The organism is Frigidibacter oleivorans (assembly GCF_003993775.1).
Classification (GTDB): Bacteria; Pseudomonadota; Alphaproteobacteria; order Rhodobacterales; family Rhodobacteraceae; genus Frigidibacter; species Frigidibacter oleivorans.
The window spans coordinates 24,307-43,798 of record NZ_RJRZ01000001.1 but is presented as its reverse complement, the minus strand read 5'-3'; the positions used below and the strand labels follow the sequence as shown (position 1 = coordinate 43,798).

25 protein-coding genes are annotated in these 19,492 nt (G+C 71.7%); 13 read left to right on the top strand and 12 right to left on the bottom strand.

Annotated elements, in window-relative coordinates; genetic code table 11:
• Window positions 1–37: 37 nt before the first annotated feature.
• Window positions 38–1,756, bottom strand: coding sequence for a methionine--tRNA ligase (gene metG / locus EEY80_RS00250; RefSeq protein ID WP_126974567.1), 1,719 nt, complete (start codon window positions 1,754–1,756; stop codon window positions 38–40).
• 254 nt (window positions 1,757–2,010) lie between these two features.
• On the opposite strand from metG, the gene EEY80_RS00245 reads away from it, so the two are divergent.
• From EEY80_RS00245 to EEY80_RS00225, 5 genes are all read left to right on the top strand, one after another.
• Window positions 2,011–3,051: an aldo/keto reductase gene (locus EEY80_RS00245; RefSeq protein ID WP_126974566.1), complete on the top strand. Its 1,041-nt coding sequence runs from the start codon at window positions 2,011–2,013 to the stop codon at window positions 3,049–3,051.
• Window positions 3,052–3,110: 59 nt separating this feature from the next.
• Window positions 3,111–3,632 (top strand): lipoprotein, encoded by a 522-nt coding sequence (locus EEY80_RS00240; protein ID WP_126974565.1) that lies wholly within the window; start codon window positions 3,111–3,113, stop codon window positions 3,630–3,632.
• Complete coding sequence (locus tag EEY80_RS00235) at window positions 3,629–4,144, top strand: lipocalin family protein (protein ID WP_164738086.1); 516 nt, start codon at window positions 3,629–3,631, stop codon at window positions 4,142–4,144. The genes EEY80_RS00240 and EEY80_RS00235 overlap by 4 nt, the downstream gene beginning before the upstream one ends.
• Window positions 4,145–4,264: 120 nt before the next feature.
• Window positions 4,265–5,176 carry a fatty acid desaturase gene (locus EEY80_RS00230; protein WP_126974563.1) on the top strand — a complete coding sequence of 304 codons (912 nt, stop codon included), beginning with the start codon at window positions 4,265–4,267 and terminating at the stop codon, window positions 5,174–5,176.
• Between the two features lie 64 nt (window positions 5,177–5,240).
• Window positions 5,241–6,134 carry a DMT family transporter gene (locus tag EEY80_RS00225; RefSeq protein ID WP_235829661.1) on the top strand — a complete coding sequence of 298 codons (894 nt, stop codon included), beginning with the start codon at window positions 5,241–5,243 and terminating at the stop codon, window positions 6,132–6,134.
• A gap of 5 nt (window positions 6,135–6,139) precedes the next feature.
• Here EEY80_RS00225 and EEY80_RS00220 read toward each other — a convergent pair whose 3' ends face one another.
• Window positions 6,140–6,820: an NUDIX hydrolase gene (locus EEY80_RS00220; protein WP_235829660.1), complete on the bottom strand. Its 681-nt coding sequence runs from the start codon at window positions 6,818–6,820 to the stop codon at window positions 6,140–6,142.
• Complete coding sequence (locus EEY80_RS00215) at window positions 6,817–7,284, bottom strand: DUF983 domain-containing protein (RefSeq protein WP_126974561.1); 468 nt, start codon at window positions 7,282–7,284, stop codon at window positions 6,817–6,819. Before EEY80_RS00215 ends, EEY80_RS00220 begins: the two co-directional genes overlap by 4 nt.
• 223 nt (window positions 7,285–7,507) lie before the next feature.
• On the opposite strand from EEY80_RS00215, the gene EEY80_RS00210 reads away from it, so the two are divergent.
• The 4 genes from EEY80_RS00210 to EEY80_RS00195 all read left to right on the top strand — a co-directional run bounded on the left by EEY80_RS00210 (window position 7,508) and on the right by EEY80_RS00195 (window position 9,928).
• The gene (locus tag EEY80_RS00210; RefSeq protein ID WP_164738085.1) at window positions 7,508–8,251 is read left to right on the top strand and encodes an EF-hand domain-containing protein; all 744 of its coding nucleotides are present in this window, start codon (window positions 7,508–7,510) and stop codon (window positions 8,249–8,251) included.
• Between the two features lie 87 nt (window positions 8,252–8,338).
• Complete coding sequence (locus EEY80_RS00205) at window positions 8,339–8,926, top strand: RNA polymerase sigma factor (RefSeq protein WP_126974559.1); 588 nt, start codon at window positions 8,339–8,341, stop codon at window positions 8,924–8,926.
• 22 nt (window positions 8,927–8,948) lie between these two features.
• The gene (locus EEY80_RS00200) at window positions 8,949–9,386 is read left to right on the top strand and encodes a hypothetical protein (RefSeq protein WP_126974558.1); all 438 of its coding nucleotides are present in this window, start codon (window positions 8,949–8,951) and stop codon (window positions 9,384–9,386) included.
• Complete coding sequence (locus EEY80_RS00195) at window positions 9,383–9,928, top strand: periplasmic heavy metal sensor (RefSeq protein WP_126974557.1); 546 nt, start codon at window positions 9,383–9,385, stop codon at window positions 9,926–9,928. The genes EEY80_RS00200 and EEY80_RS00195 overlap by 4 nt, the downstream gene beginning before the upstream one ends.
• Window positions 9,929–9,932: 4 nt before the next feature.
• Here EEY80_RS00195 and arsK read toward each other — a convergent pair whose 3' ends face one another.
• From arsK to EEY80_RS00155, 8 genes are all read right to left on the bottom strand, one after another.
• Window positions 9,933–11,120 (bottom strand): arsenite efflux MFS transporter ArsK, encoded by a 1,188-nt coding sequence (gene arsK, locus EEY80_RS00190; RefSeq protein ID WP_126974556.1) that lies wholly within the window; start codon window positions 11,118–11,120, stop codon window positions 9,933–9,935.
• Window positions 11,117–11,446, bottom strand: a complete 330-nt coding sequence (locus EEY80_RS00185) for an ArsR/SmtB family transcription factor (RefSeq protein ID WP_126974555.1) — start codon at window positions 11,444–11,446, stop codon at window positions 11,117–11,119. The genes arsK and EEY80_RS00185 overlap by 4 nt, the downstream gene beginning before the upstream one ends.
• A gap of 69 nt (window positions 11,447–11,515) precedes the next feature.
• Complete coding sequence (gene arsH / locus EEY80_RS00180) at window positions 11,516–12,220, bottom strand: arsenical resistance protein ArsH (protein WP_126974554.1); 705 nt, start codon at window positions 12,218–12,220, stop codon at window positions 11,516–11,518.
• Window positions 12,213–12,635, bottom strand: coding sequence for an arsenate reductase (glutaredoxin) (arsC, locus tag EEY80_RS00175; RefSeq protein WP_126974553.1), 423 nt, complete (start codon window positions 12,633–12,635; stop codon window positions 12,213–12,215). Before arsC ends, arsH begins: the two co-directional genes overlap by 8 nt.
• Window positions 12,632–13,300, bottom strand: coding sequence for an aquaporin (locus EEY80_RS00170; RefSeq protein ID WP_126974552.1), 669 nt, complete (start codon window positions 13,298–13,300; stop codon window positions 12,632–12,634). The genes arsC and EEY80_RS00170 overlap by 4 nt, the downstream gene beginning before the upstream one ends.
• Window positions 13,297–13,800 (bottom strand): arsenate reductase ArsC, encoded by a 504-nt coding sequence (locus EEY80_RS00165; protein WP_126974551.1) that lies wholly within the window; start codon window positions 13,798–13,800, stop codon window positions 13,297–13,299. The genes EEY80_RS00170 and EEY80_RS00165 overlap by 4 nt, the downstream gene beginning before the upstream one ends.
• Window positions 13,801–13,808: 8 nt before the next feature.
• On the bottom strand, window positions 13,809–14,141 hold the full coding sequence (locus EEY80_RS00160) for an ArsR/SmtB family transcription factor (RefSeq protein WP_126974550.1): 333 nt from the start codon (window positions 14,139–14,141) through the stop codon (window positions 13,809–13,811).
• A gap of 97 nt (window positions 14,142–14,238) precedes the next feature.
• Complete coding sequence (locus EEY80_RS00155) at window positions 14,239–14,985, bottom strand: sulfite exporter TauE/SafE family protein (RefSeq protein ID WP_126974549.1); 747 nt, start codon at window positions 14,983–14,985, stop codon at window positions 14,239–14,241.
• Between the two features lie 92 nt (window positions 14,986–15,077).
• Here EEY80_RS00155 and EEY80_RS00150 point away from each other — a divergent pair, with 92 nt between their 5' ends.
• From EEY80_RS00150 to EEY80_RS00140, 3 genes are read left to right on the top strand one after another with little or no spacing between them, the layout of a single operon-like run.
• Window positions 15,078–15,773, top strand: coding sequence for a FadR/GntR family transcriptional regulator (locus EEY80_RS00150; RefSeq protein ID WP_126974548.1), 696 nt, complete (start codon window positions 15,078–15,080; stop codon window positions 15,771–15,773).
• A gap of 52 nt (window positions 15,774–15,825) precedes the next feature.
• Window positions 15,826–16,740 carry an aminotransferase class IV gene (locus EEY80_RS00145; protein WP_126974547.1) on the top strand — a complete coding sequence of 305 codons (915 nt, stop codon included), beginning with the start codon at window positions 15,826–15,828 and terminating at the stop codon, window positions 16,738–16,740.
• Window positions 16,737–17,999 (top strand): glycerate kinase type-2 family protein, encoded by a 1,263-nt coding sequence (locus EEY80_RS00140; protein ID WP_126974546.1) that lies wholly within the window; start codon window positions 16,737–16,739, stop codon window positions 17,997–17,999. The genes EEY80_RS00145 and EEY80_RS00140 overlap by 4 nt, the downstream gene beginning before the upstream one ends.
• Here EEY80_RS00140 and EEY80_RS00135 read toward each other — a convergent pair.
• Entirely contained in the window at window positions 17,996–18,631 is a 636-nt protein-coding gene (locus EEY80_RS00135) for a riboflavin synthase subunit alpha (RefSeq protein WP_126974545.1), read from the bottom strand. The two genes, EEY80_RS00140 and EEY80_RS00135, sit on opposite strands and share 4 nt — an antisense overlap.
• Before the next feature lie 208 nt (window positions 18,632–18,839).
• Here EEY80_RS00135 and EEY80_RS00130 point away from each other — a divergent pair, with 208 nt between their 5' ends.
• Complete coding sequence (locus EEY80_RS00130) at window positions 18,840–19,484, top strand: DUF805 domain-containing protein (RefSeq protein ID WP_164738084.1); 645 nt, start codon at window positions 18,840–18,842, stop codon at window positions 19,482–19,484.
• Window positions 19,485–19,492: the final 8 nt, after the last annotated feature.

Genomic DNA, 19,492 nt, shown 5'->3' with positions numbered 1-19,492 from the left:
CCGCCCGTTCGCCGCGTCTGTCCGCCGCTCCGGGCCGTCAGGCGCGGATGCCCGAGAACCGCTTCTGCCAGTCCTCGCGTTCCTCGTCCGCGATCTTGCGGAACAGGTTGTCCGGCACCTCGAAGGGCTGGCCCGGCTGCAGCGCGTTCAGGCAGCCCTGCACGTCTTCGGGCCAAGACCAGTCGTCGCTGTGCATCGCGCGCATCATCTCGGCCGCGGCATCGGGGATGAAGGGACGCGACAGGATCGCGAACAGCCGGATCATGGCAAGGCCGGTGCGCACCTGCGCGGCGGCGGCGTCGGGATCGGTCTTGAAGGTCGTCCAGGGGGCCGCCTCCTGCAGGTACTCGTTGCCGATCACCCAGATCGCGCGCAGTTCGTTCGCGGCCTTGCGGACCTCCATCGCCTGCATGAAGCCGTCATAGGCGCGGATGCGGCCGGCCAGTTCCGCCACCAGCGCCGCCTCGCGCGCGCCGGGGCTGCCGCCCGCGGGCACCGTCTCGCCGAATTTCGACCGGCAGAACTTGGTGATGCGGCTGACGAAATTCCCCAGCACATCGGCCAGATCCTTGTTCACGCTCGCCTGGAAATTCTCCCAGGTGAATTCGCTGTCGCTGCTTTCGGGCGCGTGGCTCAGCAGCCACCAGCGCCAGTAGTCCGGCGGCAGGATCGACAGCGCCATGTCCATGAACACGCCCCGGCCCTGGCTGGTCGAGAACTGGCCGCCGTCATAGTTGAGGTAGTTGAAAGACTTGATGTAATCGACCAGCTTCCAGGGCTCGCGCGAGCCCATGATCGTCGCGGGGAAGCTGAGCGTGTGGAAGGGCACGTTGTCCTTGCCCATGAACTGCACATAGCGCACGTCTGCCGCGCCCTTGTCGGTGCGCCACCAGCGTTCCCAGTCGGCATCGGTCTTGCCGTTCGCATCGGCCCATTCGGCGGTGGCGGCGATATATTCGATGGGCGCGTCGAACCAGACGTAGAAGACCTTGCCCTCCATCCCCGGCCAGTCCTGATCGCCCTTCTTCACCGGCACGCCCCAGTGCAGGTCGCGGGTGATGCCGCGGTCCTGCAACCCGTCGCCGTCATGCAGCCATTTCTTCGCGATCGAGGTCGTCAGCACCGGCCAGTCGGTCTGGCGGTCGATCCAGGCGTCGATCTCGTCCTTCAGCGCGCGCTGCTTCAGATAGAGGTGCTTGGTCTCGCGCACCTCGAGATCGGTGGAGCCCGAGATGGCCGAGCGCGGGTTGATCAGGTCGGTGGGGTCGAGCTGCTTGGTGCAGTTCTCGCACTGGTCGCCCCGGGCGCGGTCATAGCCGCAGTTCGGGCAGGTGCCCTCGATATAGCGGTCGGGCAGGAAGCGGCCGTCGGCCACGGAATAGACCTGCTGTTCGGTCACTTCCTCGATGAAGCCGTTCTCGGCCAGCCGGCCGGCGAAATGCTGGGTCAGGCGATGGTTGCGCGGGCTGGAGGACCGGCCGTAATGGTCGAAGGACAGCCGGAACCCGCGCGCCAGATCGGCCTGAACCTCGTGCATCCGCGCGCAATAGACATCGACCGGCTCGCCCGTCTTGGCGGCGGCAAGCTCGGCGGGGGTGCCATGTTCGTCGGTCGCGCAGATGAACATCACCTCATGCCCGCGGGCACGCATGTAGCGGGCGTACAGGTCGGCGGGCAGCTGCGAGCCGACGAGATTTCCCAGATGCTTGATGCCGTTGATGTAGGGCAGTGCCGAGGTGATGAGAATCCGTGCCATGCGCGCCTGTTCCAGGGGTCCGGGCGCCGATTTACAGCCCCTGCGCCCCGAGGGCCAGAGCCTTGCGGAATTCGGGGCGGCGGGCCGGCCGGATCGGGGACGGCGGGCGCGCGCGCCCCGAAGGCAACGTTGCCCGGCGGTGACCGGGGTCGCGGCGCGGCATCTTGCCGTCGCCGCCCGGGCCGTTAGGGTGCCCCGACCCATCCCGAACCCGACCCGTCCCGAACCCGACCTTCCCGATCCAGAGGCCCCCGATGAACCGCACCACGCTCGGCCAGACCGGCATTTCCGTATCCGTCCTCTGCCTCGGCACGATGACCTGGGGCACGCAGAACAGCGAGGCCGAGGGTCACGTCCAGATGGATATGGCGCTGGATCACGGCATCGACTTCTGGGACACGGCCGAAATGTATCCGGTCAACCCGGTCGCGGTGGAAACCATCGGCCGCACGGAAGAGATCATCGGCTCGTGGTTCCGCAAGACCGGTCGCCGGTCCGAGGTGGTGCTGGCCACGAAGATGGCCGGCAAGGGCGGCAAGGCGCGGGACGGCGAGCCGATCACCCCCGCCTCGATCCGCCGCGCGCTGGAGGCGTCGCTGCGCCGGCTGAACACCGACCATGTCGACCTCTACCAGTTCCACTGGCCGAACCGCGGCAGCTATCACTTCCGCCAGATCTGGGACTACGACCCCTCGCAGCAGGACCGGGCCGAAACGCTGCAGCACATGCAGGATTGCCTCGGCACGCTGGCCGATCTGGTGACGGAGGGCCGGATCCGCGCCTTCGGCCTGTCGAATGAAACCGTCTGGGGCATGGCGGAATGGCTGCGTCTGGCCGAAGCCGGGGCAGGGCCGCGCGCCGCCTCGGTCCAGAACGAATATTCGCTGCTCTGCCGCTATTTCGACAGCGATCTGGCGGAACTCGCGGTGAACGAGGATGTGACGCTCTTGGCCTATTCGCCGCTGGCGGCGGGGTTGCTGACCGGCAAATACGCCCCCGATGTCACGCCCGAAGGCTCGCGCCGGTCGCGCACGCCGGATCTGGGCGGGCGGATCGCGCCGCGGGTCTGGGATGCCATCGCCGCCTATGTCGATCTGGCGCGAGTGCAGGGGATGGATCCGGCGCAGATGGCCATCGCCTGGATCCTGACGCGGCCCTTCCCGGTGATCCCGATCCTCGGCGCGACCAGCGAGGCGCAGCTGCGCACCGCCATCGGCGCGGCGGATCTGGTGCTGGCGCCGGAACTGCTGACGGCGATCGGACGCATCCACCGCGCCCATCCGATGCCCTATTGAGCGGCTTGCGGCGGCGGCCGGGATCGGGTTGCCTGCGGGCATCCGGCAGGGAGGATGGCATGCGGCGGGTTCTGGTGGCCTTCGGGCTGATGGCGATGCTCGCCGGCTGCGGGATGACGCTGCCGGGCCGGGGCGGGGGCAGTGCGCAGGTGGACGCGCCGGTGGCCGCCGCCATCGCCGGCGAGGCCATCGAGACGACGCCGCTCGACGCGGCGCCTGCCTTCCCTGCCGTCACCGCGGCGCCCCCTGTGGCTGCGACGCCGGAACCGGCGCCGGACCCGGCACCCGCGGCGGGGGCGGAGGCCGCGCCGGCCCCCGTAACCAACGCCTGGCCACCGGCCATGAACGGCGCCGCGCAGGCCTGCACCCGGACGGGCGGGCGCTTCGCGGCGCAGGGCGGCGGCGGGGCCTTCGCCTGCATCCGCACCCCCCGCGACGCGGGCGACAGTTGCCGCACCGGCGCCGATTGCGAGGGCGCCTGCCTCGCCCGTTCGATGACCTGCGCGCCGGTCGTGCCGCTGTTCGGCTGCCACGAGGTGGTCACCGCCAGCGCCCTGAGGGTGACGGAATGCCTGCAATGAGGCGCGCCCTTCTTGCCCTTCTGCTGCTGGCCGCCTGTGCCGGCCCCGCCGACCGGCAGGGCTACCGCGACCCCCGCGCCACCATCGCCTCGGCTGCGCTGTTCGACCCGGCGCGCTTTGCCGGCGACTGGTTCGTGCTGGCGGATTTCCCCGCCGGCACCGCCGCCTGCGGCGTCACCCGCGAAAGCTGGCGGTCGGTCGGGCCGGGCCGCTTTACGGTGACCGGCACCGCCTGCGGCCCGCGCGGGGCGATCCGCTTCGACGGGCGGGCCACCGTCACCGGACCGGGGCGGATCGACCTTGCTGCCCCTGCCCGCGCCGAACTGGAGGGCGCGCCGGTCTGGGTGCTGTGGGTCGATGCCGACTACCGGGTGGCGGTGCTTGGCACGCCCTCGGGACGGTTCGGCACGATCCTCGGCCGCAGCCCCGAGCGGCGCGGCGACCTGTTCGCGGCGGCGCGCGAGGTGCTGGATTTCAACGGCTACACGACGGACCGGCTGCGCCTGCGCTGACGCCGCCTTGCCGCGCCGCGGCACTCTGCCTTCCCCGACTCTTGCACGACTCGGGCAAGTCGTGTTTGCTGCGCAGCCGAACCCGCCGTGCGGCGACAGAGCGGGTCATCGGGGACGTTCATGAACGGAGTCAAGACTGCCGCGCCGGCCGAATGGCCGACGCTTCTGCTGTTGGTGGCCTGCTATGGCAGCTGGGGGATCGGAACCACGGTGCTGTGGCAGCTGTTCGCACCCGCCGGATTCCTGTTGGTGGTGCTGGCGATCACGCTGCATTCCTCGCTGCAGCACGAGGTGCTGCACGGCCACCCTTTCCGCAACCGGATGCTCAGCGACCTGACGGTGTTTCCGGCGCTCGGGCTGCTTTATCCCTACGGCCGGTTCCGCGACACGCATCTGGCGCATCATCAGGACGAACGGCTGACCGACCCCTATGACGATCCGGAGTCGAACTACCTCGATCCGGGGATCTGGGAAACGCTGCCCCGCGCGGTGCAGTTCGCGCTGCGGCTGAACAACACGCTGGCGGGGCGGATGCTGCTGGGGCCGCTCGTGTCGGCGGTGGTGTTCCTGCGCGGGGACTGGGACGCGATCCGCGCCGGCGATGCCCGCATCCAGGACGACTGGCTGATGCATCTGGGGGGCGTGGCGGTGGTGGCGCTGTGGCTGTCGCAGGCGGCGATGCCGGTCTGGGCCTATCTGCCTGCCGCCTATGCCGCAATGTCGGTGCTGAAGATCCGCACCTTCCTCGAACATCGGGCACATGAAAAGGCGCGGGGCCGCACCGTGATCGTCGAGGATCGCGGCCCGCTGGCGCTGCTGTTCCTCAACAACAACCTGCATGTCGTCCACCATACCCATCCGGGCGTGGCCTGGTACCGGCTGCCCGCGATCTACAAGGCGCGGCGCGACTATTACCTCGCCAAGAACGACGGCTATCGCTATGGCTCCTATGCCGAGGTGTTTCGCCGCCATTTCCTGCGGGCGAAGGATCCGGTGCCCCATCCGGCGGCGCGGGGCCGCAGCGGCGCCTGAGGCGGGCCTGATCCTGGCCTGACGGTGCGGGCCGGGGCCGCAGCAACCCCGGCGAGGACCCTCCGTGCTCTGGATCCCCATCACCCTCGCCGCCGCGGCGGTGCAGACGCTGCGCTTCATGCTGCAAAAGCAGTTGCGGGCCGCGGGCCTGTCGGTCGGGGGCGCCACCTTCTCGCGCTTCCTGTTCGGCGCGCCCATCGCCGCGCTGTCGGCGTTGCTGGCCCTTGGGCTGGGCGGCGGCGACCTGCCGCCGCTGCCCGGCGCGCGTTTCGCGCTGTTCGTGCTGGCGGGCGGCGCCGCACAGGTGACGGCGACCTGGCTGACGGTCGCGCTGTTCTCCTTGCGCAACTTCGCCGTGGGCGTCGCCTTTACCAAGACCGAAACCGTGCAGGTGGCGCTGTTTTCCGCGCTGATCCTGGGCGAGGCGGTCGGGCCTGCCGGCTGGCTCGCCATCGCCATCGGGATGACGGGCGTCCTCTTGCTGTCGCGCCAGCGCGGGGCGGGCGGCTTTTCGGGCCGGGCGACGCTCTACGGCGTGCTGGCGGGCGGGCTGTTCGCGCTGTCCTCGATCTTCTACCGGGGCGCGACGATCGACCTGATGCCGCTGCCCTTCGTCACCCGGGCGCTGGTGACGCTGGCCTGTGTCACCGCGGCGCAAAGCATCGGCATGGCGCTGTGGCTGGCCTGGCGCGAGCCGGGGGAACTGTCGCGCACGCTCCGCGCCTGGCGGCGGACAGTCTGGGTGGGCGTCACCGGCATCGTCGGGTCGGCCGCCTGGTTCTGTGCCTTCGCCCTGCAGAACGCGGCCTATGTGCGCGCGGTCGGGCAGGTCGAGGTGGTGTTCACGCTGATTATCTCGGCGCTGGTGTTCCACGAACGCCTGACCCTGCGCGAGGCCGCGGGCATCCTGCTGGTGGTGGCGAGCCTGCTGGCCATCGTGCTGGCGCATCGGGCCTGACGGGATCAGGCGATCCGGCGGAAGACCGGCTGCGCGCCGGAACTGTCGAAGAAGGGCACCGACTCGGGCAGGCGCAGCGGCCCCTCCCCGGCCTCGGCCAGCAGCGCCGCGACCTCGGCCAGAACCACCTCGGTGATGAAGGGCAGGTCGAGCTGCCGCGCCTCGGCCACGGGCACCCAGTGCAGGAAGGACAACTCGTCCGTCGCGCGGCCGAAATCGTCGGGGTTGCCGGTCAGCCGGGCGGCATCGGCCAGAAAGAACCGCGCATCGAACCGGCGCGTCCGGGCCTGCGGGGTGATCGCCCGGAAGACATAGGTCAGGCCGGCGGCATCGGGCAGGAATCCCCCCGCGGCGAATTCAGTCCAGTCCGGCGGCGGATCGTCCCAGTCCCCCGGCGCGGCAAGGCGCAGGCCCGTCTCCTCCCACAATTCGCGGATCGCGGCGGCGGCCAGTGCGCGCGGGTCGCCCCCGCCCTGGGCCAACCGCGCGGTCGAGCGGGCATCGGGCGGCGCGGCCAGCGGCACCGCGGCGTCGCCCGGATCGAGCGCGCCGCCGGGAAAGACGAATTTCGACGGCATGAACACCGCTGCCGCGCCGCGCTGGCCCATCAGGATCGCCGGCCCCGCCGGTCCGCGGCGCACGAGGATGATGGTGGCCGCGTCGCGGATCGGGACGGGGTCGTTCAACTGCCGGCCGCCCCGCCGCGGGCTGCCCCACTGCCGGCCGCCTCGTCGAAGCCGTGCATCCGCTTGGCCCATTGCAGCGCGACGAAGGCCCCCTTCAGCCGCGGCAGCAGCCACAGCGACAGCGCGACCGTCCCGACCGAAAAGACCGAGGCGAGGATCAGCGGATCGGGCCGGAAGGTGACGAAGGCCCACAGGATCACCGGCGCCATCAGGTGGCCGACGATCAGGATGGTCAGATAGGCCGGGCCGTCATCGGCGCGGTGATGGTGCAGATCCTCGTGGCAGGCGGGGCAGGCATCGCGGACCGTCAGATAGCCCGACAGCATCGGGCCGCCGCCGCAGGCCGGACAGCGCCGCCGCCAGCCGCGGATCAGCGCGGGGCGCAGCGGACGCTCCTCCGGCTGGCTGCCGGAACGGTCGGTCGGAACGGCGAGCCTCTCGCCGGGAAGGGACGTGTCGGGCATGTGATCGGATCCTGTCGCGCAATGCGCCTTATCCCCCGAAACATGGGGTGCCGCCAAGCCCCCGCGAGGGGGCCGCGCGCAGATGTCGCAAAGGACCGCCGGGCCGTTTGCCCCGTCGACAGGCATGGCCGCCGACATGGCCGCGACGGATCGCGCGCCCTGCCGCGTTTCATCTGCATCGGCGGCTGCTGGAGGCTGCCGGACAGATCAGAGGAGACTCTCGATGCGGACCAAGACCGTTCTGGCGGCCGTGACCCTTCTGGCCGGCGCGACCGCGCTGACGCCGGTGCTCGCACAGGAGGCCGCACCTCCCCGCGAGGGGCGCGAGATGCCGCACCACCGCCCGTTCGACGGGCCGATGCCCGGGATGATGGGCATGATGAACATGATGGGCGGTCTGCCCGATTTCGCCGAGGTGGATGCCGATGGCGATGGCCGCATCACCGAAGCCGAGGTGACCGCCTTCCGTGCCGCCCGGGTCGAGGGTCTGGACGCGAATGGCGACGGCCGGATCGACACCGAGGAACTGGTGGCGCATGAGATGCGCGCCGCCGAGGCGCGGATCCGCGAAAAGGCCGAGCGGCAGATCGCGGCGCAGGACCTCGACGGCGATGGCGCCCTGTCGGTGGGCGAGCTGATGGCCCCGCCGATGCCCGAGCGGCTGTTCGACCGGGTCGATGCCGATGGCGACGGCGCTGTGACCGAGGCCGAGATCGCCGCGGTCCGCGAGCGGATGATGCGGATGCATGACCGCGGCGGGCGCGACCGTGCCGAAGGCCCGCGCGACGGTGAGCGCGGCGCGCGGATGGGCCGGGACATGCAGCGCGAGGAACGCCGCGAGGAACGCCGGGGCGACCGGCGCGGGCCGCCGGAAGCCGCGGCACCCGCCGGCACCGCACCCGAAGCCGTGACGCCGCCGCCCGCGCCCGAGGGCGCGCAGCCCGGTGCGGCCGGCAGCGGCAACTGACGCGGCCGTCCGGCGGCGACGCAAGGCCGGGATCGGCGACGATCCCGGCGGTTGCGAAGCCGTCGGGGCCGGGCTAGTGCCGGGGCGATGGTGATGGCGCTCGACACGCATGGCGAGGTTTCGGACGACGCGTTGCTGCTGGCCTACGCGGCGGGCGACCGTGCCGCCGCGCGCGAGCTGACCCTGCGCTGCGCCCCGGTCGCCCTGCGTGTCGCGCAGCGGATGCTGCGCGATCCCGCCGAGGCCGAGGACGTGGCGCAGGAGGCGATGCTGCGGCTGTGGCGGATCGCGCCCGAATGGCGGCCGGGCGAGGCGAAGATCTCGACCTGGCTCTACCGGGTGACGTCGAACCTCTGCACCGACCGCCTGCGCCGTGCGGGCCGGGGGATGCCGCTGGAGGCGATCGACGAACCGGCGGATGACCGGCCGGCCGCGGTGGCGGGCATGATCGAGGCCGACCGCGCCGAGGCGCTGCGGCAGGCGCTGGCGGACCTGCCCGACCGGCAGCGGCAGGCCGTCGTGCTGCGCCATCTGGAGGGGTTGGCCAACCCCGAGATCGCCGCGATCATGGACGTGGGGGTAGAGGCCGTGGAAAGTCTGACGGCACGGGGAAAACGGGCGCTGGTCCGCGCCTTGGCGGGACGGCGCGAGGAACTGGGGTACGAGGATGACTAGCGACAGGCGATCGGGTCCGGCGATGCCGGCCAACGAACGGGACGACGAGGCGGCGCTGCTGGCGCTGTTCGCGGATCTGCGCGCGGCCGAACCCTTGCCGCCGGCGGATTTCCTGGCGCGGGTGCTGGCCGATGCGGAAACCGAGGCGGATCTGCGCGACCGGCTGGCGGCGACGCCGGAGGTGTGGCGCCCGGCGACGGCGCGGCCGCGGCGATCCGCGTCGCTGGCGCGGCGGCTGCGCGAGGGGCTTGCAGGCTGGGGCGCGGCGGCGGGCGGTCTGGTCAGTGCCGCCTCGGTCGGGCTGTGGCTGGGGGCATCGGGGCTGGCAACCGGCCTGCCGGGCGTCGGCAGCGGCATGGCGCTGGTTCCCGGCGCCGACAGCGCCGCGCAGGAGTTCGACCCGTTCGGCGGGCTCGACAGCATGACCTACGCCTTGCTGGAACCGGAGGCCGCGGAATGACCGGTCTTGACCCGCACCGGCCCTCTGCCGCCGTTCCGCCCGGGGCGCGCTCGCGCTGGCTGAAACCGGCGCTGATCGCCTCGCTGGCGCTGAACCTGCTGGTGGCGGGCACGGTGATTGGCTTTGCGGTCACCGATCCCGAACCCGGCCCCCCCTCCGGTCGCGACCGGGTCGAGGTAGGCTTCGGTCCCTATACGCTCGCGCTGAGCAAGGCCGAGCGGCGGGCGATCCGCGAGGAATTTGCGCGCCGGGGCCCGGGGATGCACGATATCCGCCGCGAGATGGAGGCCGATACCCGCCGCGTGCTGGCCGCGCTGCGTGCCCAGCCCTTCGACCCGGCCGAGGCGACGGCCGCCTTCGACATCCAGAAGGCGCGGGCGCGCGACGGGTTCGAACTGGGATACGCGATCCTGACCGACCGCATCCTGCAGATGGACGAGGCCGCGCGCCTTGCCTTCGCCGACCGGCTGGAAGAGGCGCTAACGCGGCCGCGCGGATGGAAGCCGGAGGATCGGCCGGACCCGCCGGCGGCACCCGACTGAGCCGTCAGCCCTGGCGCAGGACCGCGCGCGGGCGCCGGCGCAGGGCGAGCCAGATCAGCAGGACCGTGCCCGCCAGTCCCGCCGCCACCGCCGACCACAGCGCCGCGGCTGCCCCGAAGCGGCTGATCTGCACCGACAGCAGGAAGGGCGCCAGCGCGGCCGCCAGCTGCCGCGCGGCCGAAAGGCTCCCCACCGCCCGCCCGTAGCCCTCGCGCCCGAAGAGTTCGAGCGGGACCGTTCCCGAGACGATGCTCGTCAGCCCCGATCCCATGCCGAACAGCAGCGCGAAGCAGATGGCGGCGGCGACCGTTCCGCCGCTCGCCAGCGCCGCGATGCCCGCGACCGGCAGGATCGCGGCGATCACCGCCAGCTCGATCTGGCCCAGGTTGCGCCCGAAGGCCATGTTCACCACGCGGCTTGCCACCTGCGCCGGCCCGAACAGCGCCGCCACCAGCGCGCCCGAGGGACCGAGCCCCAGGGCCGTCAGCAGCGGCAGCATGTGGACGGTCACCGATCCCAGCACATAGCCGAAGATCGCAAAGGCGCCGAGCAGCAGCACGAGGTCGCCCGTCTGCCCGTCGCCCCGGCCGGCCGGAACCCGCGGCGCGGCGGTGCGGGGCGCGGGATGCCCCGCACCGCGCAGCGACAGATGCAGCGGCAGGCAAAGGCCGAGGTGCATCGCCGCGAAGAGGCCGAAGATCTGCCGCCAGTCGAACATGCCCGCCAGCCAGGTCGTCAGCGGCCAGAAGATCGTCGAGGCGAAACCCGCGATCAGCGTCAGGTGGGTGATCCGCCGCTGCGCCCGGTCGCCCGCGATCTGGACGATGGCGACGAAGGCCGTGGCATACAGCACGCAGGCCCCCGCGATCTCCATCCCCACCAGCCCGATGGCATAGAGGACCGGCCCCGGCGACAGGGCGCAGACCGTCAGCGCCAGCGCCGCCCCCACCGATCCCGCCGCCATCACCGTCGCGGCGCCGTGGCGGTCGGCCAGCCGTCCCGCGACCGGCGCGCAGAACCCGCCCACCAGCAGCGCGACGGTCAGCGCGGCGAAGACCTGTGCCTCCGACCAGCCGAGGTCGGCTGCCATCCCGGGCGCGAGCAAGGCGAAGGCATAGTAGAGCGTGCCATAGCCGATGATCTGGGTCGCGCCCAGCGACCACAGCGCGCGGGCGGACAGGTCCGTGGTCATCCGGCGCGCTCCGGCGGGGCGGTTGCGGTTTCGGCGTCCGGCGCGTCGGCGCAGCATTCGCCGGCAAGATAGTCCACCAGCCCCTGCATCGCCGGGTAGACGGCGGTACAGATCAGGCTGGTGCCATGGCGGTCCTGCCGGACCAGCCCGGTGTCGACCAGCCGGCGCAGGTGATGCGACAGGGTCGAGCCCGGCAAGCCGAGCCGCGCCTGCACCTCGCCCACCGGCAGGCCGCCGGGACCGGCGCGCACCAGCAGGCGATAGAGTTGCAGCCGGGTGTCATGGCCGATGGCGCGCAACTGGCGGGTAGCTGTTTCGATATCCATGGAAATAGCGCTAGCCGCAGCGGCGCGGCCGCGCAAGGCTCTTTCCATGAGTATCGAAATAACGTCCCGCTACAGGTTGCCCTGGTTCACCCGGCGCATCAGGTCGGCCGCCGTTTCCACCCGTTCGGAATAGCGGTCCACCAGATGGTCGCGGATGTCGCGGGTCAGCAGGGTGAACTTCACCAGCTCTTCCATCACGTCCACGATCCGGTCGTAGAGGCCCGAGGGCTTCATCCGGCCGTCCTCGTCGAACTCCGTCCATGCCTTCGGGATCGAGGACTGGTTCGGGATCGTCAGCAGCCGCATCCAGCGCCCGAGGATGCGCAGCTGGTTGACCGCGTTGAACGACTGGCTGCCGCCCGACACCTGCATCACCGCCAGCGTCTTGCCCTGCGTCGGGCGCACCGCGCCGTCCGACAGCGGGATCCAGTCGATCTGCGTCTTCATCAGTCCGGTCATCGCCCCGTGGCGTTCGGGCGAGGACCAGACCATGCCCTCGCACCAGCCGACCAGATCGCGCAGTTCCTGCACCTTGGGATGGGTGGCATCGGTGCCGTCATCGACCAGCGGCAGGCCGGACGGGTCGAAGAACCGCACCTCGGCGCCGAGGCGGTCGAGGATGCGTGCCGCCTCTTCCGCCGCCAGCCGCGAAAAGCTGCGGGCGCGCAGCGAGCCGTAGAGGATCAGGATCCGCGGCAGATGGGTGCTGCGGGTGGCGGGGAACAGCGCGGCGGGGTCGGCGGGGCGGAAGCTGTCGTCCTTCGGATCAGCCAACGCGCTCGCCCCGGTCGTTCAGGATCATCTCGCCGTCTTCCTTGTAAAGCGGGCCCGGCGGCAGCCTGTCCAGCAGGTCGAGCACGGTTTCCGACGGGCGGCAGAGGCGCGCGCCCTTCGGCGAACAGACGATGGGCCGGTTCACCAGGACCGGATGGGCCAGCATCGCATCGAGGATCGCGGAGTCGGTCACATCCTCGTCCAGCAGGCCCAGTTCCTTGGCCGGCGACTTCGTCTCGCGCAGCGCCTGCCGGGGCGTCAGGTCGGCCGCGGCGAACAGCGCCAGCAGCTGCGGGCGGGTCCAGCCTTCCCGCAGATAGTCGATCACCACGGGCTCGGCCCCGGATTTGCGGATGATGTCGAGCACGTTGCGCGAGGTGCCGCAATCGGGGTTGTGATGGATGACGATGGTCATTCGGTCTCCTGTGGGGAAAGCAGCCAGCCGATCAGCGCCAGCGCCAGCAGCGCGCCGCCGCATTCGGCCAGGACGAAGGCCGGCACATCGACGGGCCGGATGCCGGCGAAGGTGTCCGACAGCGCCCGGGCGATGGCCACGGCCGGATTGGCGAAAGAGGTGGAGGCGGTGAACCAGTAGGCCGCGGTGATATAGAGCCCGACCAGCGCCGGGATCGCCGCGGGACGGAACCGCAGCCCGCCGAGGATGGTGGCGACCAGGCCGAAGGTCGCCACCGTCTCGGCCAGCCATTGCGGGCCGCCGGTGCGGATCTTCGTCGACATCTGCACGATGGGCAGGTCGAACATCGCATGGGCGATCAGGCTGCCCGCAACGCCGCCCCCCACCTGCGCCGCCAGATAGGCCAGGGCGGCGCCCACCGCGATCTCGCGCCGCAGGGCGAAGACCAGCGTCACCGCCGGGTTGAAATGCGCCCCCGACACCGGCCCGAGGATGGTGATCAGCACGAACAGGATCGCGCCGGTGGGGATGGTATTGCCAAGCAGCGAAACGGCATCGTCGCCCGACAGCGCATCGGCCATGATGCCCGACCCGACGACGGTGCCGACCAGCAGCGCGGTGCCGAGAGCCTCGGCCGCCAGACGGCGCTTCAGGTCGAAGATCATGCCTCGCTCTTGGTCCGTCCGATGTCGTCGAGCTGCTTTTGCAGCGACAGCCGGTCGAGCGAGCCGAGCGGCAGGTTGACGAAGATCGAGATCCGGTTGCGCAGCATCCGGTAGGTTTCGGAGAAGGCCAGGTGCCGTTCGGCGTCGTTGCCGGTGGCCGCGGCGGGGTCGGGCAGGCCCCAATGCGCGCTCATCGGCTGGCCGGGCCAGTAGGGGCATTCCTCGGCCGCCGCCTGATCGCAGACGGTGAAGACGAAATCCATCTGCGGCGCGTCCGGGCCGGCGAATTCGTCCCAGCTTTTCGACCGGAAGCCGCTTGTGTCGTGGTTCAGCCGCTGCAGCAGCTGCAGGGTGAAGGGATGCACCTCGCCCCTGGGGCGCGATCCGGCGGAAAAGCCGCGGAACCGGCCCGCGCCTTCGCGGTTCACGATCGCCTCGGCGATGATCGACCGGGCGGAGTTGCCGGTGCAGAGGAACAGCACGTTGTAGGGGCGTTGCATGGCGGACCTCAACAGTTGCAGGTGATGGTGTCGAGAACGGGCTGGCACAGCTCGGCGCGGCCGCCGCAGCAATCCTGCATCAGGAAGGCCAGCAGCACCCGCATCCCGTCCATGTCGGCGAAATAGCGGATCGACCGCCCTTCGCGGGCCGAGCGGATCAGCCCCGCGGCGGTCAGGATGCGCAGGTTGTTGGACAGGGTGTTGGCCGGGCTTTTCAGCGCCGCCGCGATTTCGCCCGCCGGGATGCCCTCGGGGCCGGCCTGCACCAGCAGCCGGAACACGTCGATGCGCTGGTCATGGGCCAGCGCGGCGAGCGAGGAGATGGCGCGATTCTTTTCCATATTTCATGTGTAATGGAATTGAATGCGCGTGTGAAGCCCCGGGCCGTGGCGGGCGCGACAGGATGGTTGTGCGCCGCGCCGCGCCGGGACCGCGCCGTCAGATCAGGAAGGCCACCGTCAGCGCCAGACCCACCGCGACGACGAAGGCCCGGAGCGGCCCGGTCCGCCGCATCCGGCGGCTGATCCGCGCGCCCAGATAGCCGCCCGCCAGCGTGCCCACGGCCATGATTGCCGCCTCGCGCCAGAAGATCAGCCCGGCGATGACGAAGGCCGCGGCCGAGATCGTGGACAGCACCGCCGCGAGCAGGTTCTTCAGCCCGTTCATGCCGTGCAGGTTCGTGTGGCCGATCAGGCCCAGCGTCGCCAGCAGCATGATCCCAAGGCCGCCGTTGAAATAGCCGCCATAGACCGACACCGCGAAAATCGCGAGGCCCGAGACCAGGGGCCCCGCATCGCCGCCGCCGCGCTTGCGCAGTTGTGTCAGCAGCCAGGGCCCAGCCGCGAACAGGACCGTCGCCGCCAGCAGCAGCCAGGGCACGATGCCCCGGAAGGTGTCGCCCGGCGTCACGATCAGCAACAGCCCACCCGCCGCACCGCCAAGCGCCGAGATCAGCGTGATCGTCCGCAACCCGAGGCTGCCCTCGCCCCCCATGTCGCGGCGATAGGCCCAGGCACTGCCGAAATAGCCGGGCAGCGCGGTCAGCGTCGCCGTGGCATTGGCGGCGACGGGCGGCACGCCCAGCCAGATCAGCGTGGGGAAGGTCAGGAAGGTGCCGCCCCCCGCCACGGCGTTGAGGATGCCGGCGCCGAGGCCGGCGAGAAGCAGAAGCAGCAGGTCGAACATCGGGCGGTCCTTATGACGGGCGACACCCTCTTGCCCAAGGGGCGATTGGTCTGCAACTTGGTCTGCGCCCGCAGCCACGATCGGGAGGCCCGATGCCCCGCACCCCCCGCGCCGAAGCCGAGGCGGCGCTGACCCGCCTGCTGGCCCAGACCGCGCCCGATGCCGGCGACCGGCTGCCGCCCGAACGGGTGCTGGCGGGGCAACTGGGCTGCAGCCGCCAGACCCTGCGCCATGCGCTGGCCGCGCTCGAGGCGCGGGGCGAGCTGTGGCGGCATGTGGGGCAGGGCACCTTTCGCGGCCAGCCGCCGCCGCACCGGCGGCCCCGCGACGCGACGCTCGCCGCCGGGGCCTCGCCGCTCGATGTGATCGCGGCGCGGCTGGTCGTCGAACCCGGCGTGGCGGCAGAGGCCGCGCGCCGGGCCGGACCGCAGGATGTGGCGCATCTGCGCGCGCGGGTGCGGGCGGGCCGCGCGGCGGCGGACCGGGCGGAGGGCGAACGCACCGACGACGCCTTCCATGCCGCCGTCGCCACGGTCGCGGGCAATCCGGTGCTGATCGGCCTTCTGAACTTCCTGTCCGAGGCGCGCCGCCGCGCCGCCTGGCAGCGCGAATGGGACCGGGTCTATCGCCGGCTCGGGCTGGCGGCCTTTCGCGGCGCGCACAGCGACCAGCATGCGGCGATCGTGGACCGGATCGCCGCGGGCGACGCGGCCGGCGCCGCCGCCGCGATGCGCGCCCATCTGCGGGTGATCGAGGCGGCGCTGCGGGGGACCGTGCCGCCCGGTTGACAAGCCCGGCGCGGCCCCGTTCTCTGCGCCTGACCCCGCGACAGAGGATCCGATGGCCCCCGACAGCAGCACCAGTTCGCAAAGCTACGTCGCCGACCCGCGCAACGAGACGGTCGAGATCTACGTCAATGGCGCCTTCGTGCCGCGCGCGGCGGCGACGGTGTCGATCTTCGACGCGGGCTTCGTGCTGGGCGACGGCGTGTGGGAAGGCCTGCGGCTGGTCAAGGGGCGGCTGCTGGCCATCGACGACCACATGGCCCGGCTCTACGAGGGCGCGAACGCCATCCGGCTGGACATCGGCCTGACGCCGGCGGCGCTGGTCGAGGAGATCTGGAAGACGCTGCGCCACAACGGCATGGAGGACGGCGTCCATATCCGGCTGATGATCACCCGGGGCATCAAGTCCACCGTCAACCAGGACCCGCGCTTCGTTACCGGCGGCCCAACCATCGTCATCGTCGCCGAATACAAGCGCCCGAACCCGGCGATCAAGCAGACGGGGCTGCGGCTGATGACCTCGGCCATCCGCTGTTCGACGCCCGATGTCTTCGACCTGCGGCTGAACTCGCATTCGCGGCTGAACTTCATTCGCGCGCTGATCCAGGCCATCGACATGGGCGCGGACGAGGCGCTGATGCTGGACGACCGCGGCTTCGTCGCCAGCTGCAATTCCACCAACTTCTTCATCCTGCGGGGGCGCGAGCTCTGGACCTCGACCGGGGCCTGCTGTTTCAACGGCATCACCCGGGCCAAGGTGATCGCGCTGTGGCGCGCGGCGGGCGAGACGGTGCGCGAGGCCGATTTCACCATGGCCGAGGTCTATGCCGCCGACGAGGCGTTCGTCACCGGCACCCTGGGCGGCGTCACCCCGGTGCGCAGCATCGACGGGCGGCTGGTGGGCACCGGCCTGCCGGGCGTGGTGACGGGCGAGATCGCCGGGCTCTACGCCCAGGCCATCGGCGAATGACCGAGGCGGCCGCCCTGCTGCGGCGGATGTTCGACGCGGCGGTGGCGGCGGCGCAGCCGGAGATCTGCCTGCCGGGCGCGCTGCCCGCCCCGCCCGGGGGGCGCACGGTCGTGCTGGCGGCGGGCAAGGCCGCGGCGGCGATGGCGCGCGCGGTGGAGCGGGTCTGGGACGGGCCGCTGTCGGGGCTGGCCATCACCCGCCATGGCCATGCCGTGCCCTGCGACCGGATCGAGGTGGTGGAGGCCGCGCATCCCGTGCCCGATGCGGCGGGCGCGGCGGCGACGGCGCGGATGCTGGACCTCGCGCGCGGGCTCGGCCCCGACGACCTCGCGCTGTGCCTGATCTCGGGCGGCGGTTCGGCGCTGCTGGTGCAGGGCCTGCCGGGCGTCACGCTCGCCGACAAGCAGGCGGTGAACCGGGCGCTGCTGGCCTCGGGCGCCACCATCGCCGAGATGAACACCGTCCGCCGGCACCTGTCGGCGGTGAAGGGCGGGCGGCTCGCCGCGGCCTGCCATCCGGCGCGGGTGGTGACGCTGATGATCTCGGACGTGCCGGGCGACGATCCGGGAACCATCGCCTCGGGCCCGACCGTGGCGGACCCGACGACGGTGGCCGAGGCGCGAGCGGTCCTGGCGCGCTATGGCATCGCGCCCCCGCCCGCCGTCGCCGCCGCGCTGGACCGTCCCGAGGCCGAGACGGTGAAACCCGGCGACCCGCGTCTGGCCGGGGCCGAGGCGCGGATCGTCGCCTCGCCGCAGATGGCGCTGGAGGCGGCGGCGGCCCTTGGCTGGGCGGCGGGCATTCCGGTGCATATCCTCGGCGACGCGCTGGAAGGCGAGGCGCGCGAGATGGGGCGGGTGATGGCCGGGATCGCGCGTCAGGTCGCGACGCGCGGTCAGCCCTTCGCCCGGCCCTGCATCCTGCTGTCCGGGGGCGAGACGACGGTGACGCTGCGCAATCCCGGCGGGCGGGGCGGACGCAACGTGGAATTCCTGCTGGCGCTGGCGGTGGAACTTGCCGGCCATCCGGGCATCCACGCGCTGGCCGCCGATACCGACGGCGTGGACGGCGCCGAAGAGGTGGCGGGCGCGCTGATCGGCCCCGACACGCTGGACCGGATGCGGAAGGCGGGGATCGACCCGCGCGCGGCGCTGGCGGCGAACGATGCCCATACCGCCTTCGCCGCCGCCGGGGCGCAGGTGGTGACCGGGCCGACGCTGACCAATGTCAACGACTTCCGCGCCATCCTGATCGGCTAGCCGCGCCCCGCCTGCAGCAGCCGCGGCAGCACCCGTTCCAGCGTGCGTTCCAGCACGTCCACGGTGATCCGCGTCTGCTGCTCGACCTCGATGTTCACCCGGTCGCCCGCCGCATAGTCGGGGAAGGTGGTCTGCCGCAGGGTTTCGGGGATCAGGTAGATCGTGAACTCGTTGCCCTCGGCCTCGGCCACCGTCAGGCTCGCGCCGTTCACGGCGAGAAAGCCGCGCGGAAAGATGTAGCGCGCCCAGTCCTCGGGCACGCGGAACCGCAGGAAGGCATCGGCGCCCCCGGTCTGCACCGCCACCAGTTCCGCCGTGCAGGAGATGTGTCCCGACACGACATGGCCGCCATTCTCGTCCGTAGGCTTCGCCGAGCGTTCGACATTGGCCCGCCCCCCGGCCTGCAGCCGCCCGAGATTGGTGCGGTCCAGCGTCGCCGTCATCGCGTCGAAGCCGATGCGGCTGCCGTCGATGCCGGTCACCGTGAGGCAGACGCCCTCGACCGCGACGCTGGCGCCGATCTTCAGGTCGTCCAGCAGCGGCGCCGGCAGGTCCAGCACCAGCGCGATATGGCCGGGATGCCGGGTGACGGAGATCACGGGAACGGTGGCCTGGACGATGCCGGTGAACATGAGGTCTCCTTCGATGGGGCGGGGTGCGGTGCAGCCCGGCGGAACATAGGCGCGCGGGGCGGCGGGGTGCAACCGCGCAGCGGCGCAGGCCGCCGGTGCGCGGATGTCGCGGGCAGGCCTCCGGGGGCGCGGCGCGGGATTGACGCAGTCCCTGTCGCGGCTAGGCTGCGCGCGCCGCCGGTCGGGCGGCGTCTGCGGGGATCTCGGCATGTCGGACCGGATGTGGCACTATGCGGTGGGGCAGGAACGGCGCGGCCCGGTGGCGGAGCCGTCGCTGCGGGCGCTGATCGACACCGGCGCGCTGTCCGCCGATGCGCTGGTCTGGACCGAGGGCATGAGCGACTGGAAACCCGCCCGCGCCGCGCTGGCGATGCAGCCGCCGCCGCTGCCCGGCCCCTCCGACCCGCCGCGGACCGGCCCCTGGGTGCCGGGCGCGGCCCCGGCCGACCCCCGGCCCGGATGGGACGATCAGGCGGCTTCGCCCTATTACGCCGAGGTCGGCCTGCGCGAGGCGGTGCGGCTGGGCTTCACCCGCTATTTCGACTTTTCGGGCCGGTCGAACCGCGGCGAATTCTGGTGGTGGGTTCTGGGCAGTTTCCTGATCGGCCTCGGCATGGGCATCGTCGACGCCATCCTGTTCGGCGATCTGGCGATGGAGGCGGGCGGGCCGGTCAGCGCGCTGTGGAGCCTCGTGTCGCTGCTGCCCTCGCTCGCGCTCGGCGTGCGGCGGCTGCACGATATCGGCAAGGGCGGGCTGTGGCTGCTGCTGTGGTTCGTGCCGCTGGTGGGCTGGATCGTGCTCGTCGTCTGGGCCAGCCGCAAGGGCGATCCGGGGCCGAACCGCTTCGGCTGAGGCGGAGA

Bases quoted from the DNA above. Each gene is read 5' to 3' on its own strand.
- EEY80_RS00215 (WP_126974561.1), bottom strand. From the start codon at position 7,284: ATGCCCGACACGTCCCTTCCCGGCGAGAGGCTCGCCGTTCCGACCGAC.
- EEY80_RS00230 (WP_126974563.1), top strand. From the start codon at position 4,265: ATGAACGGAGTCAAGACTGCCGCGCCGGCCGAATGGCCGACGCTTCTG.
- EEY80_RS00185 (WP_126974555.1), bottom strand. From the start codon at position 11,446: ATGGATATCGAAACAGCTACCCGCCAGTTGCGCGCCATCGGCCATGAC.
- EEY80_RS00195 (WP_126974557.1), top strand. From the start codon at position 9,383: ATGACCGGTCTTGACCCGCACCGGCCCTCTGCCGCCGTTCCGCCCGGG.
- EEY80_RS00240 (WP_126974565.1), top strand. From the start codon at position 3,111: ATGCGGCGGGTTCTGGTGGCCTTCGGGCTGATGGCGATGCTCGCCGGC.
- arsC (WP_126974553.1), bottom strand. From the start codon at position 12,635: ATGACCATCGTCATCCATCACAACCCCGATTGCGGCACCTCGCGCAAC.
- metG (WP_126974567.1), bottom strand. From the start codon at position 1,756: ATGGCACGGATTCTCATCACCTCGGCACTGCCCTACATCAACGGCATC.
- EEY80_RS00165 (WP_126974551.1), bottom strand. From the start codon at position 13,800: ATGCAACGCCCCTACAACGTGCTGTTCCTCTGCACCGGCAACTCCGCC.
- EEY80_RS00140 (WP_126974546.1), top strand. From the start codon at position 16,737: ATGACCGAGGCGGCCGCCCTGCTGCGGCGGATGTTCGACGCGGCGGTG.
- EEY80_RS00145 (WP_126974547.1), top strand. From the start codon at position 15,826: ATGGCCCCCGACAGCAGCACCAGTTCGCAAAGCTACGTCGCCGACCCG.
- arsK (WP_126974556.1), bottom strand. From the start codon at position 11,120: ATGACCACGGACCTGTCCGCCCGCGCGCTGTGGTCGCTGGGCGCGACC.
- EEY80_RS00150 (WP_126974548.1), top strand. From the start codon at position 15,078: ATGCCCCGCACCCCCCGCGCCGAAGCCGAGGCGGCGCTGACCCGCCTG.
- EEY80_RS00155 (WP_126974549.1), bottom strand. From the start codon at position 14,985: ATGTTCGACCTGCTGCTTCTGCTTCTCGCCGGCCTCGGCGCCGGCATC.
- EEY80_RS00130 (WP_164738084.1), top strand. From the start codon at position 18,840: ATGTCGGACCGGATGTGGCACTATGCGGTGGGGCAGGAACGGCGCGGC.
- EEY80_RS00170 (WP_126974552.1), bottom strand. From the start codon at position 13,300: ATGATCTTCGACCTGAAGCGCCGTCTGGCGGCCGAGGCTCTCGGCACC.
- EEY80_RS00205 (WP_126974559.1), top strand. From the start codon at position 8,339: ATGGTGATGGCGCTCGACACGCATGGCGAGGTTTCGGACGACGCGTTG.
- EEY80_RS00210 (WP_164738085.1), top strand. From the start codon at position 7,508: ATGCGGACCAAGACCGTTCTGGCGGCCGTGACCCTTCTGGCCGGCGCG.
- EEY80_RS00200 (WP_126974558.1), top strand. From the start codon at position 8,949: ATGCCGGCCAACGAACGGGACGACGAGGCGGCGCTGCTGGCGCTGTTC.
- EEY80_RS00235 (WP_164738086.1), top strand. From the start codon at position 3,629: ATGAGGCGCGCCCTTCTTGCCCTTCTGCTGCTGGCCGCCTGTGCCGGC.
- EEY80_RS00245 (WP_126974566.1), top strand. From the start codon at position 2,011: ATGAACCGCACCACGCTCGGCCAGACCGGCATTTCCGTATCCGTCCTC.
- EEY80_RS00160 (WP_126974550.1), bottom strand. From the start codon at position 14,141: ATGGAAAAGAATCGCGCCATCTCCTCGCTCGCCGCGCTGGCCCATGAC.
- EEY80_RS00135 (WP_126974545.1), bottom strand. From the start codon at position 18,631: ATGTTCACCGGCATCGTCCAGGCCACCGTTCCCGTGATCTCCGTCACC.